Source organism: Pseudoduganella sp. jia 9, assembly GCF_055502615.1.
The window spans coordinates 240221-254906 of record NZ_JBUPWE010000005.1; the positions used below are offsets into that span (position 1 = coordinate 240221).

The 14686-nt window shown below is 66.1% G+C and carries 12 protein-coding genes; 8 read left to right on the forward strand and 4 right to left on the reverse strand.

Annotation, left to right across the window (positions count from 1 at the left end):
- The 5 genes from ACY34H_RS07520 (at position 1) to ACY34H_RS07540 (ending at position 7091) form a co-directional block, all read left to right on the forward strand.
- On the forward strand, positions 1 to 249 hold the full coding sequence (locus ACY34H_RS07520; RefSeq protein WP_464976863.1) for a DUF4212 domain-containing protein: 249 nt from the start codon (positions 1 to 3) through the stop codon (positions 247 to 249).
- A complete protein-coding gene (locus ACY34H_RS07525; RefSeq protein WP_464976864.1) occupies positions 246 to 2309 on the forward strand; it encodes a sodium:solute symporter family protein in 2064 nt (687 codons plus the stop codon). Before ACY34H_RS07520 ends, ACY34H_RS07525 begins: the two co-directional genes overlap by 4 nt.
- An 86-nt stretch (positions 2310 to 2395) precedes the next feature.
- Positions 2396 to 4375, forward strand: coding sequence for an alpha/beta hydrolase family protein (locus tag ACY34H_RS07530; RefSeq protein ID WP_464976865.1), 1980 nt, complete (start codon positions 2396 to 2398; stop codon positions 4373 to 4375).
- Between the two features lie 77 nt (positions 4376 to 4452).
- Positions 4453 to 6468 carry an alpha/beta hydrolase family protein gene (locus ACY34H_RS07535; protein WP_464976866.1) on the forward strand — a complete coding sequence of 672 codons (2016 nt, stop codon included), beginning with the start codon at positions 4453 to 4455 and terminating at the stop codon, positions 6466 to 6468.
- A gap of 65 nt (positions 6469 to 6533) precedes the next feature.
- Positions 6534 to 7091: a hypothetical protein gene (locus ACY34H_RS07540; RefSeq protein ID WP_464976867.1), complete on the forward strand. Its 558-nt coding sequence runs from the start codon at positions 6534 to 6536 to the stop codon at positions 7089 to 7091.
- Between the two features lie 128 nt (positions 7092 to 7219).
- Here the strand turns inward: ACY34H_RS07540 and ACY34H_RS07545 are convergent, their stop codons facing one another.
- The gene (locus tag ACY34H_RS07545; protein WP_464976868.1) at positions 7220 to 9550 is read right to left on the reverse strand and encodes a penicillin acylase family protein; all 2331 of its coding nucleotides are present in this window, start codon (positions 9548 to 9550) and stop codon (positions 7220 to 7222) included.
- Between the two features lie 151 nt (positions 9551 to 9701).
- On the opposite strand from ACY34H_RS07545, the gene ACY34H_RS07550 reads away from it, so the two are divergent.
- On the forward strand, positions 9702 to 10259 hold the full coding sequence (locus tag ACY34H_RS07550; protein ID WP_464976869.1) for a hypothetical protein: 558 nt from the start codon (positions 9702 to 9704) through the stop codon (positions 10257 to 10259).
- Positions 10260 to 10532: 273 nt separating this feature from the next.
- Positions 10533 to 11747, forward strand: coding sequence for a 6-phosphofructokinase (locus tag ACY34H_RS07555; protein WP_464976870.1), 1215 nt, complete (start codon positions 10533 to 10535; stop codon positions 11745 to 11747).
- Between the two features lie 79 nt (positions 11748 to 11826).
- Here ACY34H_RS07555 and hepT read toward each other — a convergent pair whose 3' ends face one another.
- The 3 genes from hepT to purM are packed head-to-tail and all read right to left on the reverse strand — an operon-like array spanning position 11827 to position 13697.
- Complete coding sequence (hepT, locus tag ACY34H_RS07560; RefSeq protein WP_464976871.1) at positions 11827 to 12252, reverse strand: type VII toxin-antitoxin system HepT family RNase toxin; 426 nt, start codon at positions 12250 to 12252, stop codon at positions 11827 to 11829.
- Positions 12236 to 12649 carry a type VII toxin-antitoxin system MntA family adenylyltransferase antitoxin gene (gene mntA, locus ACY34H_RS07565; RefSeq protein WP_464976872.1) on the reverse strand — a complete coding sequence of 138 codons (414 nt, stop codon included), beginning with the start codon at positions 12647 to 12649 and terminating at the stop codon, positions 12236 to 12238. Before mntA ends, hepT begins: the two co-directional genes overlap by 17 nt.
- Positions 12650 to 12653: 4 nt before the next feature.
- Complete coding sequence (purM, locus tag ACY34H_RS07570; RefSeq protein ID WP_464976873.1) at positions 12654 to 13697, reverse strand: phosphoribosylformylglycinamidine cyclo-ligase; 1044 nt, start codon at positions 13695 to 13697, stop codon at positions 12654 to 12656.
- 322 nt (positions 13698 to 14019) lie between these two features.
- Here purM and hda point away from each other — a divergent pair, with 322 nt between their 5' ends.
- Positions 14020 to 14685: a DnaA regulatory inactivator Hda gene (gene hda, locus ACY34H_RS07575; RefSeq protein WP_464976874.1), complete on the forward strand. Its 666-nt coding sequence runs from the start codon at positions 14020 to 14022 to the stop codon at positions 14683 to 14685.
- Position 14686 lies beyond the last annotated feature (1 nt).

Sequence of the window (14686 nt, forward strand, 5' to 3'; positions counted from 1 at the left end):
ATGGCTGACCGCGACGACGACTACTGGCGCGCCACGCGCCGCCTGACCGCGATCCTGCTGCTGGCCTGGATCGCCACCGGCTTCCTTGCCGTGTTCTTCGCCCGCGAACTGGCCGACCTGACGATCTTCGGCTGGCCGCTGTCGTTCTACCTGGCGGCGCAGGGCGCGTCGCTGGTTTACCTCGCCATCATCGGCATCTACGCCTGGCGCATGCGCCGGCTCGATCGCCGCCACCGGGAACAGACTTGAAGCGCACCTTCAGACAGCGCCTGTCGCGCTACTACCTGGTCTTCACCTCGTGCTTCGCCGCGTTCCTGCTGTCGCTGGCCATGCTGGAAAGCGAAGGCATGCCGCGCGTGTGGATCGGCTACATGTTCATGTTCGCCACCATCGTGCTGTACGCATCGATCGGCCTGGTATCGCGCACCTCGAACGTGGCCGAATACTATGTGGCCGGGCGGCGCGTGCCGGCGCTGTTCAACGGCATGGCCACGGCGGCCGACTGGATCTCGGCCGCCAGCTTCATCAGCCTGGCCGGCACGCTGTACCTGAACGGCTTCGACGGACTGGCCTTCGTGATGGGCTGGACCGGCGGCTACTGCCTGGTGGCGCTGCTGATCGCGCCCTACCTGCGCAAGTTCGGCCAGTACACGATTCCCGATTTCCTGGCCGAGCGCTATGGCGGCCCGGCCAACGGCCGCGCGGTGCGGCTGTGCGCGGTGGCCGCCACCATCCTCATCTCGTTTACGTACGTGGTGGCGCAGATCTACGCGGTAGGCCTGATCGCTTCACGCTTCACCGGCGTCGATTTCTCGGTCGGCATCTTCCTTGGCCTGGCCAGCGTGCTGGTCTGCTCGTTCCTGGGCGGCATGCGGGCCATCACGTGGACCCAGGTGGCGCAATACATCATCATCGTTGCCGCCTTCCTGATCCCGGCGATGTGGCTGTCCGCGAAGCACAGCGGCAATCCGATCCCGCAGGTGGCCTACGGCAAGCTGCTGCCGCAACTGTCGGCGCGCGAGGCGGCACTGGCCGCGGACGACAAGGAAACCGCCGTGCGGGCCGTGTTCCGCGACCGCGCCACGCAATACCAGCAGCGCCTGGACGGCCTGCCCACCTCGTGGGAAAGCGGCCGCGCCGAACTGCAGCATTACCTGGACAGCGTACGCCTGCGCAACGCCTCGCTGCTGGAAATCCGCGCCGCCGAACGCGCGCTGATCGCCTATCCAAAGAATGCCGAGGATGCCGTGGCCATCTGGAGCGCGGCGCGCGACGAGAACCTGCGGCGCGCCCGGCCGCTGACGCCGCACGCGGTACCGTTCCCCGGCGCCACGCAGGAACAGTCGGACATCAAGCGCCGCAATTTCATCGCGCTGGCGTTCTGCCTGATGCTGGGCACCGCCGCGCTGCCGCACATCCTGATGCGCTCGTACACCACGCCGTCGGTCGACGAAACCCGCGTCTCCGTGTTCTGGACGCTGTTCTTCGTATTGCTGATCTACCTGACGATCCCCGCGCTGGCGGTGCTCGTCAAGTACGACATCTACAGCGCACTGGTCGGCAGTCATTTCTCCGAGCTGCCCACGTGGGTGTCGTACTGGGCCAGCGTGGACCGCGCCAATCCGCTGATCAGCATCGTCGACATCAATGGCGACGGCATCGTGCAGCTGGCCGAGATCGCGATCGACGGCGACGTGCTGGTACTGGCCACGCCGGAAATCGCCGGCCTGCCCTACGTGATTTCCGGCCTGGTGGCGGCCGGCGGCCTGGCGGCGGCCCTGTCCACGGCGGACGGCCTGCTGCTGGCCATTTCGAACGCGCTGTCGCACGACGTGTATTTCAAGATCGTTGACCCCAAGGCCTCCACGCAAAAGCGCGTGACGATCTCGAAGCTGATCCTGCTGGGCGTGGCCTTCGTTGCCGCCTATTCCGCTTCGTCGAAACCCGGCGACATCCTGTCCCTGGTGGGCGCCGCTTTTTCGCTGGCCGCGTCCACGCTGTTCCCGGCACTGGTGATGGGCGTGTTCTGGCGCCGCGCCAATCACTGGGGCGCGCTGGCCGGCATGGCGACCGGCTTCCTGGTCTGCCAGTTCTACATGGTACGCACCAATCCCACGCTGGGCGGCAGCGCGGCGGCGCAGTGGTTCGACATCGCGCCGATCTCGGCCGCCGTGTTCGGCCTGCCGGCCGGGCTGGCCGCGCTGGCGATCGTCAGCCTGCTGACGCCGCCGCCGGCACCCCGGCAGGCGGCGCTGGTGCGCCACATCCGCACGCCCGGGATGAACGAGACGAAGCAAGACGTTAAATAAACAGTGATCATGTGATATTTGGTGAGAAAACCGGGCCGGGGTGCATGGTAATTTGACAGCCTTCTGTTTCCTGCCGAGCCACCCCGATGCCTGCTTTCCTGACCGCGCTCCTGCTGGCCGCCACCGTGCTGCTGCCAGTCCCCCTGCTGGCCGCGCCGCCGCCGGTGCAAGACTTCTTCAGCAATGCCGAGTTCGGCGGCGCGCAACTGTCGCCGAACGGGCGCTACCTGGCGGCCAAGGTCAGTTCGGCAGGCAGCCGCGACCGCCTTGCGGTGGTCGACCTGACGACACTCGACGCGACCGTGGTGGCATCGTTCGCGGGCGGCGACGTCGGCAATTTCCAGTGGATCAGCGACAAGCGCCTGCTGCTCGACAGCACCGACAAGGATCTCGCGCCGGGCGCAGTGAACGCCGCGCCGGGCCTGTATGCGGTGGACCGGGACGGCAAGCATTTCCGCCAGCTGGCCGAGCGCCGCGGCAGCTTCGTGCGTTCCGGCGAAAGCGACCAGCTGCTGCCCTGGCATACCTTCATGCTGCCGCACCCCGGCGCCCAGGATTCCGACACGGTGTACGTGCGCAGCGTGCACTTCGAAACCGCTGGCAGCGTGCGTGCGATCGAACTGTTGCGGCTCGATACCCGCACTGGCCGCACCAGCAGCGTGACGGAACCCGGCAACGTCCAGCAATGGGTACTCGATGCGCGCGGCGAGCCGCGCATGGCGATCACGCTGGAAGACGGCAAGAGCACGGCCTGGCTGCTGGAAAAAGACAGGTGGCGCGCGCTCATCAGCTACGATGCCTATGCCGACCTGAACGCCTTCACGCCGCTCCAGTTCGCCGACGATGGCCAGCTGTACGTGGCCGCGCGCAGCAACGGCGACCGCACGGCCGTGTACACGTTCGACACGGCGGCCGGCAAGCTGGCTCCCCGGCCGCTGTTCGCGCTGGAGCGCCATGATTTCTCCGGCTGGCTGATCAACCACGGCGGCAAGCTGGCCGGCATTCGCTACATGGGCGATGCGCAGGATACCCTGTGGCTGGACGGGGAGCTGAAGGCATTGCAGCAGGCCATCGACGACAGGTTGCCAGGCAGGGTGAACCTGCTTGAATTGCCGCGCCGGCCCGAAACCCCGTTCGTGCTGGTCAGCACGTATTCGGACCGGCAGCCGCCGGTCTACCTGCTGTACAACCGCGAGACGGCGAAATTCACGCCGGTCGGCAAATCCCACCCGCGCATCGATCCGCGTGCCATGGGCAAGCAGGAAAACGTCAGCTACCCCGCTCGCGACGGCCTGCCGATCCCGGCACTGCTGACATTGCCACCCGGCGCCACCCGCCACGACAAGCTGCCGACGGTAGTGCTGGTGCATGGCGGGCCATGGATGCGCGGCACGGCCTGGGGCTGGTCGGCCGACGCCCAGTTCCTTGCCTCGCGCGGCTACGCCGTGCTGCAACCGGAATTCCGCGGCAGCACCGGCTATGGTATCCGGCACTTCAACGCCGGCCTGAAACAGTGGGGCCTGGCAATGCAGGACGACGTGGCCGATGGCGCGCGCTGGGCGATCGCGCAAGGGATCGCCGATCCAGATCGCCTCTGCATCGCCGGCGCCAGCTATGGCGGCTATGCCACGCTGATGGGTTTGATCCGCGATCCCGACCTGTACCGCTGCGGTATCGCCTGGGCCGGCGTTTCCGACATCCGGCTGATGTACGGCAGCTGGCTCCACGGTTCCGACATGCCGGCGCAATACATCCGCTACGGCATGCCGCAACTGATCGGCGACCTGGAAAAGGATGCCGCGCAGCTGACGGCCACTTCGCCTGTCGAGCAGGCGGCGCGGCTGCGCCAGCCGCTGCTGCTGGCCCATGGCAGCGCGGACCGGCGCGTGCCGCGCGCGCACGGCCTGCGCTTCCGCGACGCGGTCGCCGCCACCAACAAGCAGGTCGAATGGGTCGAGTACGAAGACGAGGGCCACGGCTGGACGCTGCCGAAGAACCGCTTCGACTTCTGGACCCGCGTCGAGAAATTCCTCGACCGGCAGATCGGCCCAGGCTCCGTGAAATAGGCATTGGTGAGATTCGGAGAGAAAGCAACGCCGCCTGCCATGATAAGTTGGCGGTCCTGCAAACTTCCCCACGCATCATGTCGCCGAGCCTTCGCCGTTCCCCGTTGTTCTTCGTGCTGTCACTGGTCGCCGGCCTGCTGGGCAGCGCCCACGCGGCGCCTGCCGCGCCACCGCCGGTCGCCGACTTCTTCGGCCCTTCCGCGTTCGGCGGCGCGCAACTGTCGCCCAATGGCCAGTACGTGGCCGCCAAGGTCCCCGGCCCCAGCGGCCGCGACCGCCTGGCCGTCGTCGAACTGGCGACATCGAAGGCGCAGGTGGTTGCCGAGTTCTCCGATGGCGACGTCGGCGACTTCCAATGGGTCAATGACGGCCGGCTGCTGTTCGACAGCACCGACAAGGACGTGGGCGTGGGCGACGTCAACGCCTCGCCGGGCCTGTTCGCGGTGGACCGCGACGGCAGGAATTTCCGCCAGCTGGCCCAGCGCCGCTCCAGCTTCATCACCACGCCGGCCGCGGCGCGGCTGCTGCCCTGGCATACCTACATGCTGCCGCAGCGCGGCGCGCAGGATTCCGATTCCGTCTACGTGCGCAGCGTGAGCTTCGAGCCGGGCGGCAGCGTGCGGTCGACGCAACTGCTGCGGCTGGACACCCGCACCGGCCGCAGCACCGGCGTGCCGCAGCCCGGCAACGTGCAGCGCTGGGTGCTCGATGCGCGCGGCGAACCGCGCATGGCCACCACGCGGGAAGACGGCAAGAGCACGATCTGGCTGCGCGAGAATGACAAAATGAGCGACAAGTGGCGCGCCATCACCACGTTCGACGCCTGGGTGGCGAATGCCGGCGGCTTCGCGCCGCTCGACTTCGATGCCGACGGCCGCCTGTACGTGACGGCGCGCCACGACAGCGACAAGACCGCCATCCACACGTTCGACCTGGCCGCCGGCAAGGTCGACCCGGTACCGCGCTTCGCCATCCAGCGCTACGATTTCTCGGGCCGCCTGATCCGCAGCGGCGACAAGCTGGTCGGCGTGCGCTACCTGGGCGACACGCACGCCACCGAGTGGCTCGACGCCGACATGAAGGCGCTGCAGGAAAAGGTGGATGCGCAGCTGCCCGGCCTGGTGAACCTGATCTCATTGCCGCGCCGGCCCGAGGCCCCCTTCGTGCTGGTGACCACGTATTCGGACATGCAGCCGCGCACCTATTTCATCTACAACCGCGATACCGGCACGCTGAAACTGCTCGGCCAGTCGCAGCCCAAACTCGATGCCACGAAGATGGGCCGGCAGCAGCTCGTCACCTATGCGGCGCGCGACGGCTTGCCGATCCAGGCGCTGCTGACACTGCCGAACGGCGCAAAGAGCACCGACAGGCTGCCGATGGTGGTGCTGGTGCACGGCGGGCCGTGGTCGCGGGCGGCGATCTGGGAATGGTCCGCCGATACCCAGTTCCTCGCCTCGCGCGGCTACGCGGTGCTGGAACCGGACTTCCGCGGCAGCACGGGGTATGGCACGAAGCATCTGACCGCAGGCTTCAGGCAGTGGGGCCGCGCCATGCAGGACGACGTGGCCGACGGCACACGCTGGGCCATCGAGCAGGGCGTGGCCGATCCGCAGCGCATCTGCATCGCCGGTGCCAGCTACGGCGGGTATGCCACGCTGATGGGCCTGATCAACGACCCCGACCTGTACCGCTGCGGCATCAACTGGGCAGGCGTCACCGACATCAAGCTGATGTATGGCGGCAGCTGGTTCCATTCGTCCGACCTGCCGGCGCAGTACATCCGCTACGGCATGCCGAAACTGATCGGCGACCTGGAAACGGAAGCGGACCGGCTGATGGCCGTCTCGCCCGTCGAGCAGGCCGGCCGGCTGCACCAGCCGCTGCTGATGGCCTACGGCGGCGCCGACCGCCGCGTGCCGCGCGCCCACGGCACGCGCTTCCGCGATGCCGTCAGCGCCACCAACAAGAACGTCGAGTGGGTCGAATATCCGGAAGAAGGCCATGGCTGGCGGCTGCCGAAGAACCGCATCGATTTCTGGACGCGGGTGGAGAAATTCCTGGACCGGAATATCGGACCGGCGGCACGGTAACGGGCAAGGCGAAGGACTGCGGCACCATCGCCCGGCCCGTAGCCATCAACGGAACAGGAAGCGACATGGGAACCTGGGTACAAGCCATCATCGACCGTGAAACCGCCACGCCGGAGCAGGCGCGAGAACTGGGCGCCGCGATGCTGGCCTGGCTGGTGGACAGGCGCATTCTCGAAGGCCGGCAGTGCGATGCCGACTTCCGGGGCAACCCCGGCTATCCGGCAGGCAGCGCCTTCCGGCTGGTCTGCAACGGCGAGGGTGCCGACCGCGACAGTGACGGCAGCCATTCGTCGATGCGCATGTACCTCGTGACGCAACGCCATTTCCTGCACTCTCCGCACGCCCGTTTCACCACGCTCCCCTGCCCCGCGTGCGGCGCGGACGTCGACTCCCAGCCTTACATCGATGCGGGCTTCGCCTGGATGCTCGAGGACGGACCCGATGCACTGGCCTGCTCCCGGTGCGGCACGGCGAGCCCGTTGCGCGAATGGGAAGATCCGGAGTCCGGTTTCGTGATGCTGGGGTTCGAGTTCGAGGACTGGCCATCGTTTTCGCCGGAATTCGTGGACGAATTCTCGCGCAGGCTGGGGCATCGCGTCACGCATATCGAAGGCAAGCGGTAGCGCCACGACGGACCGTTGACCGTGCACCGCATCGTCAGGACCGGGCGGGATCGCGCCGCCGATGGCGGCGCTGGCCTGAACATTTTTCACGCTTGCCTGCCTGCGCATTTGCCAGCCTTCTTCCCCACTTATTTCCCGGTGATCACCTGCTTCTTCAGCGCCGGATCGGCGGCAATTTCCGCAGCCGTGAACGGCAGGGCGATCCATTCGCGCCGCGAGAAGCGTTGCGTCTGGTCCGCATGGTGCGGCGAGGCGGGATCGGCCGACTGCGAATAGGCCAGCAGCGCCTGGGCGCGCGGACCGTTGCTGTCGAAGCCCACCACCTGCACATAGGTGGTGCCGCCGCTCACCTCGAAGCGGCCATCCTGCGGTTCGGCCATGACGTCGATCGTGTTGAAGATGCCCAGCGCGCCTTCGCCGCCATGGATCGGTACTGCCGGCCCACCGCGCCGGCTCACCTGGAAATCCCGCAGCCTGGCATCGGTGGGAATACCCGCGCTCTCGAATTGCAGGACCGCGCCGGCCAGGCTGTCGGCCAGTTGCTGCGCAATGGACGGATCGCGATAGTTCAGGCCGCGCGGCGTGTGCAGCGGATCGGCCGGATCGAATGGCACGGTCCACGCACCGGGGCTCGAGAGTGTATCGAGCATCATTGCCGTGAAATACGGCAGGCCGACGCCTGCATCCAGGCTCGCATCCCCCGTCCATGCAGCGAGGCCGGCGCAACCGCTGGCCAGTTCCGCCGTGGCACCTGCCGTGCCGCACCACGCGCGCAAATCGGGAAGCAGCAGCGGCGCCAGGTAGACCTTGTCGTCGAGCGCCATGTCGCGCAGGTCGCCGGGCGTCAGCTTGCCCTTGGCCAGCCGTGCCGCCAGTTCGGTCAGGGCCAGCCGCGTGCGGGCGCCCTGCTCCTCGCTGTCGCGCGATACCAGTGCCGGATAGCCCGTCAGCGGCGCGGCGGCATTGCTGAGCCATGCGCTGTCGTTCGCGTTCTGCACATAATCGCGGCGCTCCAGCACGGGCAGCCGGCTGGCCGGCACCGTGCCGGGTTGCGCGGCGCCCGGCTCGTTGCGCCAGGCGCAGGCGGAGCGGCTGCCATCGAGCACGTACAGGCCACCCTGCGCCAGCTCGGCCAGCTCGGGCACCATGCAGCCGGCCAGCGCATCGTCCGGCAGGTTGGCGATCGGCGACACGTTCATCATCAGCGTATTGCCGGAGCGGTCGGCGGCGATCGTGTTATTCCATGGATTGCCTACCAGCCGCAGGTTGGCTTCCTTCAGTTCGGCCAGCGATGTCGCCAGGTTCATCCGGTACCACTGTTCCACCACGCGGTGGTTGGCGGCATTGGCATCGCGCAGTGCATAGGCGGTGCTGCTGGTCCACGCCATGCCCTCCGGGTGCGAGAGCACTGGCCCGTCCCCGGTGCTGTACAGCGTGCGGCTGCGCATGCCCACGCTGCCATCGGGATTTTTCACCGGCACGCTGATCGTGCGCCGCAGCATCGGCCGCGACTGGCCGTCGACGATGTAGCGGGTGGGATCCTGCCCGTCCAGTTGCAAGGCATGGACGGTGGCGTGCGCCGAGGTGTCCGTGGTGTGCGTCCACGCGAAGTCGCGCGTGAAGCCGATGCCGACGGCGGGCACGCCGGGCAGTGTCGCGCCCATCACGTCCATCCTGCCCGGTATCGTCAGGTGCATCTGGTAGAAGCGCTGCGCTTCGCCCCAGGGCAGGTGTGGCTGGCCCAGCAGCATGCCGCCGCCATCGGTGCTGGCTTCGCGGCCGACGGCAACGGCATTGCTGGCGGTCAGGCGCGGCCGCGGAAACGGAGCTGCCTGCCGCGTTCGCGCCGCTGCCGGCGCGGCAGTGGTTCCCGGCCCGGGCGGCTGGGTGGCGCCGATATGCCCGATCCATGCCATGGCCGTCGTGCCGATGCGGCGCATCAGCCGGATCATGTCCAGCTCCGTCATCGGCCGCACCCAGCTACCATTGCGGCATTCCTTCGGCAAGCCGGCCGCGCCGCGCTCCGCCAGGTAGTGGTTGTAGCCGGCCGCGTAGCCGCGCATCAGCGCCTGCACTTCGGCGGGCTGCGCCTGCCAGGCTTCCTGCACGATCTCGTCGTTGTTCCACTGCCGGAAGAAGAAATCCGAATCAAGGTTGTTGACGGCGAGTTCCGGATTTTCCGACGACTCCAGGTCCGGCCCGAAGTGGCGCGAACGCTCGCCGCTCACCGTGGCGATTTCACCTGCCATCAGGCACACATTGTCCTGGGCGTATGCATAGCCGATGCCGAAGCCCAGCCCGGCCTCGTCCTTCGCTTCGATATGGGGGATGCCGTAAGACGTGCGCTGGATGGTGGCCTGGTAGCGCGGCTGCGCGGCCGGATGGTGGTTGCCGCCGCCGCCGCAGGCCGCCAGCAGGGACAGGGCGGCCAGCGCCGCCACGTTCGGTTTGCAAGTCATGGATATCTCCGCTCGATGATGGTGCGGGTACTGTGCCGGGCGTACATGAACGCCGCCTGATGAGCAGGTGAAGATTCGATGAAGAAGTACAAAAACACAACAACAGGAGTAAGCTCTCGGCTGCGGTTTCATTCAACGAGGAGAAGGCTGTATGGGCTTGTGGGTGGATACCATTCTCGACCGCGAGGTCGACACGCTGGAACAGGCGCAGGAAGCGGCCGCGCGCATCGTGGCCTGGCTGGTCGACAGGCGTATCGTCGAGGACCGGCAATGCAAGGGCTGTGTCGGCGATGGACCGTGCTACGCGGCGGGTCCGAATATCAGGCAGGTCGGTCAATCCGCTTCGGGCGATACGACTGCAAGCGACACCGAGACCTACCACGCCGCCATGCGCGTGGTAACAGGACGCGAATTCATGTTCGCCCTTTCAGGCAGTTTCGACAAGATCGCCTGCCCCAGGTGCTGCAAGGAAGTCGACTGGGCAGCCTACTTCGACGCAGGCAGCGCGTGGCTTGAAGGTGGCCCCGACAGCATGACTTGCCCCGACTGCGGCGCAAGCAGCCGGTTGCGTGAATGGGAACACGCGGAATCTGGCTTCGTCATGCTGGGATTCGAGTTCTTCGGCTGCCCCGAATTTTCGCCCGACTTCATCGCCGAGTTCTCGCGCAGGCTCGGGCACCGCATCACCTATTACAACGAAAAGCGGTAATGTCCTGAATCAGAAGTTCGTTGGTTATAAATTTGACGAAATCGTCTCGAGGCAAGGCGGAAATGCCCGGTAAGGCCGGGGCCTTTCCGGGCATTTCCAACGCAGCATCGGGGCGATTCTCGTCGGATTTATTCAACGAATCTCTGATTCGGGACACTATTACCGGCGTTCCGTCACGGCTTGCGTCACCGGCGGGTGCGGCGGGATCGGAGGCGACGAACGGGCTGCCGGATGGCGTATGCTGGCAGTTCTCATCCGACAGGGAGGTTGGCTATGGGTTCCGGCAAGATTCTAGTGGCACAGGGAGGCGGCCCCACCGCCGTCATCAACCAGTCGCTGGTGGGCGTGGCGCTGGAGGCGCGGCGCTTTCGCGACGTGACGCGGGTGTATGGCGCTCTGCACGGCGTGCGCGGCATCGTCGACGAACAGTTCGTCGACCTCACGCAGGAAACCAGCCATAACCTGGAGCTGGTGGCGGCCACGCCATCGTCGGCGCTCGGCTCCACGCGCGACAAGCCGGACGCGAAGTACTGCGCCGAAATCTTCAACGTGCTGCGCGCGCACGAGATCGAACATTTCTTCTACATCGGCGGCAACGATTCGTCGGACACGGTGCGCATCGTCAGCGAGCAGGCGCGCGCCGCCGGCTACCCGCTGCGCGCGATCCACATCCCGAAGACCATCGACAACGACCTGGTGGGCAGCGATCACACGCCCGGCTTCCCTTCCGCCGCACGCTTCGTGGCGCAGGCATTCGCCGGTGCGAACCTGGACAACGCCTCGCTGCCCGGCGTGTACGTGGGCGTGGTGATGGGCCGCCATGCGGGCTTTCTCACCGCCGCATCGGCACTGGGCAAGAAGTTCCCCGACGACGGGCCGCACCTGATCTACCTGCCCGAGCGCACCTTCTCCATCGAATCCTTCCTGGCGGACGTGAAGGCCACGTACGAGCGGCATGGCCGCTGCGTGATTGCCGTCTCCGAAGGCATCCACGATGCCAGCGGCGAGCCGATCGCCACGCTGCTGGCCAAGGAAGTGGAGAAGGATGCGCACGGCAACGTCCAGCTGTCCGGCACCGGCGCGCTGGCCGACCTGCTGTGCGACGAGATCCGCGCGAAGCTGGGGATAAAACGCGTGCGCGGCGACACGTTCGGCTACCTGCAACGCTCGTTCATCGGCTGCGTGTCCGACGTGGACCAGCGCGAAGCCCGCGAGGTGGGCGAAAAGGCGGTGCAGTACGCGTTCTGGGGTGAGCGCGACGGCTCGGTGGCGATCCGCCGCACCGGCTTCTATTCTGCCGACTACGCGCTGCTGCCGCTTTCCGACGTGGCCGGCAAGACGCGCACGATGGAAGACGAATTCATCGCCCCGTCCGGCACCGATGTCACCGATGCGTTCCGGCTGTACCTGCGGCCTTTGCTGGGATCGGGGATGCCGGATGCGTTCCGGCTGCGCTGCGCAAGGGTGGAAAAGATCCTGAAACCTTAGAAAGCCGGTAACAGAAGACTGGGATAGCGGACCGGAATAGTGGACCGGGATAGCGCGCGGGGGCGCAGTAAAGTACCGGTCAGCCAGCGGATGAATGGCCCAGCATCCGGCTGGTAAAGGTGAGGAAATCGTCGAGATGATCGCGGATGACAGCTACCGTGATCGGCAATTGCAGAGCCTGGTAGTCATGTACCACGATATTGCGAAAGCCGACCATCTTCTGCATCGTGCCGGACAAGGCTGGATCGATCCAGCCACCGTCCGCGAGCAGACGAAACACATCGCGCGAGCTCTGCGGAATGCCGAGCCGCTCGCGCCTGATCACATGCTGGCCACAATCCAGCGCGGCTTCGCACGCGCGCTGGATGTTCAGGATCGCCGCATCCTGGCGAGTGAAGTCCGTGGAGAACGTTGTCGGATCCTTTGCATACTCGTCCCGAGCACGTGCCACGCAGCGCTCGATCGTTGCAGCCTTGTTCAGGATGACGTCATCTGGACTTGCCATAAACCCTTCCTTCGCGACGGATATCCGCCAGCAGCCCGGCGCGCGCCGTATCGAGTTCCGTCTTGTCGCTGAGGATCGCGCTTTCGTACAGGATGCCTTGCGCATCCTTCTGCCACAGCAAGCGGCCTTCCGTGATCACCTGGTACTGCATGACCGTCGATGCAACGCGCAGATCCAGCAGATCCACGTCCCTGTCCGTTACCGCTGCCAGTTTCTGGCCGATATTCCACAGCTGCAAAGGGTCGGCACGGCCTGCAACGAGCACGGCGAGATCGACATCACTGTGCACATTTGCATGGCCATTGGCCTGGCTGCCGAACAGCCACACGCCGAGCAGCCCGGGCAGTTCCGCCTGCAACAAGGCGACGATGCGCTCTTCCTGCAGGCGGGCATTCATCGTGTTACACCACGATCGTCTGGTGCTCGCCCTTGTTGCGGGCGCGGATCGTGCCGATGCGCGACACGGTTTCGCCGGCGGCAGTCAGCTGGGCGATCGCCGCGTCGGCATTCTCGGCGGAGACGATTACGGTCATGCCGATCCCGCAGTTGAACACGCGGTGCATCTCGGCGTCGGCCACGCCGCCGTGCTGCTGCAGCCACTGGAACAGCGGCGGCATCGTCCACGAGGAAGCCTGCAATTCGGCCGTGAGGTGATCCTGCAGCACGCGCGGGATGTTTTCCACCAGGCCGCCGCCGGTGATGTGCACCAGGCCCTTCACTTCCATCGATTCCATCAGCGCCAGCAGCGGCTTGACGTAGATGCGGGTCGGCGCCATCAGCACGTCGGCCAGCTTGCGGCCGTGGAAGTCGGCTTCCAGGTCCGGCTTGGCCACTTCGATGATCTTGCGCACCAGCGAGTAACCATTCGAGTGCGCGCCCGACGAGGCCAGGCCCAGCACCACGTCGCCCGCGGCGATCCTGGTGCCGTCGATCAGCTTCGATTTTTCCACCGCGCCGACGGCAAAGCCGGCCAGGTCGTATTCGCCGGCCGGGTACATGCTCGGCATCTCGGCCGTTTCACCGCCGATCAGCGCGCAGCCGGCCTGCTCGCAGCCTTGCGCGATGCCCTTGATGACGTCGGTCGCGATCGGCACGTCCAGCTTGCCGCAGGCGAAGTAGTCGAGGAAGAACAGCGGCTCGGCACCCTGCACCAGGATGTCGTTGACGCTCATGGCGACCAGGTCGATGCCCACCGTGTCATGGCGGTTCAGCTCGAAAGCCAGCTTCAGCTTGGTGCCCACGCCATCCGTGCCGGACACCAGCACCGGTTCCTTGTACTTCTTGCTGATCTCGAACAGCGCGCCGAAACCGCCGATGCCGCCCATCACGCCTTCGCGCAGGGTACGCTTGGCGAACGGCTTGATGGCTTCGACTAAGGCATCACCGGCATCGATATCGACGCCGGCGTCACGGTAGGACAGGGATACATTGGAAGGTTGGCTCATGGTGTAATTCGCGGCGGAGGCGGTAGAATAGATAGGATGCGTAGAAAGCTGCGTACAAGACGATGCGGCATTTTCGCCATCAAGTCCGCGAATTTGCCATCAAGTCCGCTATTTTAGCAAAACGTTCCCGCCCAATCCCATATTTCGCCTCCATGCCCCTCGCCCCGACCGCACAACGAGAACAACCGGTATCCCGGGCGGCGGCATGGCAGGAAGCGATTGCCCCCTCCGGCTTTACCGCGCACTTTTCGCACTTTTATATAATGCCGGGTGTGATAAGCGAAAACGTTATGGAAATGATCAGGAATCCGGGGCGGCAGCCATGAAACAGCTGGTGCTGGACCTCGGGGCCGAGCCGGTCCACACGCTCGAATCGTTCGAGGTGGGCCGCAATGCCGAGGTGGCCGCGCTGATGCGCCAGTTCGCCGGCCGCAGCTCGCGCGAGCATTTCGCTTACCTGTGGGGCGAAATGGGGGCCGGCAAGACCCACCTGCTGAGGGCCCTGGCCGCCACCGAGCGGGCGCGCTATATTTCGCCGTTCTCCATCGAATCCGAATTCCTGTACTCCCCCGACGTCGACCTGTACCTGCTGGACGATTGCGAAAAGCTGTCGCCGGTGGCGCAGATCGATGCGTTCGCGCTGTTCAACGAGATCCGTGCCAACGATGCTTACATGGTGTGCAGCGGCGCCGTGCCGCCGGCCGTGCTGCCGGTGCGCGAAGACTTGCGCACGCGGATGGGTTGGGGCCTGATCTACCAGTTGCACGGCCTGACCGACGACGAGAAGGTGGCCGCGCTGTCCCAGGCGGCGGCGAGCCGCGGCTTGACGCTGTCGCCGGGCGTGTTACCCTATTTGCTGTCCCATTTCAGGCGCGACATGCGCTCGCTGTCCTCGATGCTGGACTCGCTCGACCAATATTCCCTGGAAACCCAACGTCCGATCACCCTGCCGCTGCTGCGCGAGTGGCTGCAGGCGGAAAAAGATTGAT

Bases quoted from the DNA above. Each gene is read 5' to 3' on its own strand.
- ACY34H_RS07520 (WP_464976863.1), top strand. From the start codon at position 1: ATGGCTGACCGCGACGACGACTACTGGCGCGCCACGCGCCGCCTGACC.
- ACY34H_RS07530 (WP_464976865.1), top strand. From the start codon at position 2,396: ATGCCTGCTTTCCTGACCGCGCTCCTGCTGGCCGCCACCGTGCTGCTG.
- ACY34H_RS07535 (WP_464976866.1), top strand. From the start codon at position 4,453: ATGTCGCCGAGCCTTCGCCGTTCCCCGTTGTTCTTCGTGCTGTCACTG.
- ACY34H_RS07540 (WP_464976867.1), top strand. From the start codon at position 6,534: ATGGGAACCTGGGTACAAGCCATCATCGACCGTGAAACCGCCACGCCG.
- ACY34H_RS07545 (WP_464976868.1), bottom strand. From the start codon at position 9,550: ATGACTTGCAAACCGAACGTGGCGGCGCTGGCCGCCCTGTCCCTGCTG.
- ACY34H_RS07550 (WP_464976869.1), top strand. From the start codon at position 9,702: ATGGGCTTGTGGGTGGATACCATTCTCGACCGCGAGGTCGACACGCTG.
- ACY34H_RS07555 (WP_464976870.1), top strand. From the start codon at position 10,533: ATGGGTTCCGGCAAGATTCTAGTGGCACAGGGAGGCGGCCCCACCGCC.
- hepT (WP_464976871.1), bottom strand. From the start codon at position 12,252: ATGGCAAGTCCAGATGACGTCATCCTGAACAAGGCTGCAACGATCGAG.
- mntA (WP_464976872.1), bottom strand. From the start codon at position 12,649: ATGAATGCCCGCCTGCAGGAAGAGCGCATCGTCGCCTTGTTGCAGGCG.
- purM (WP_464976873.1), bottom strand. From the start codon at position 13,697: ATGAGCCAACCTTCCAATGTATCCCTGTCCTACCGTGACGCCGGCGTC.
- hda (WP_464976874.1), top strand. From the start codon at position 14,020: ATGAAACAGCTGGTGCTGGACCTCGGGGCCGAGCCGGTCCACACGCTC.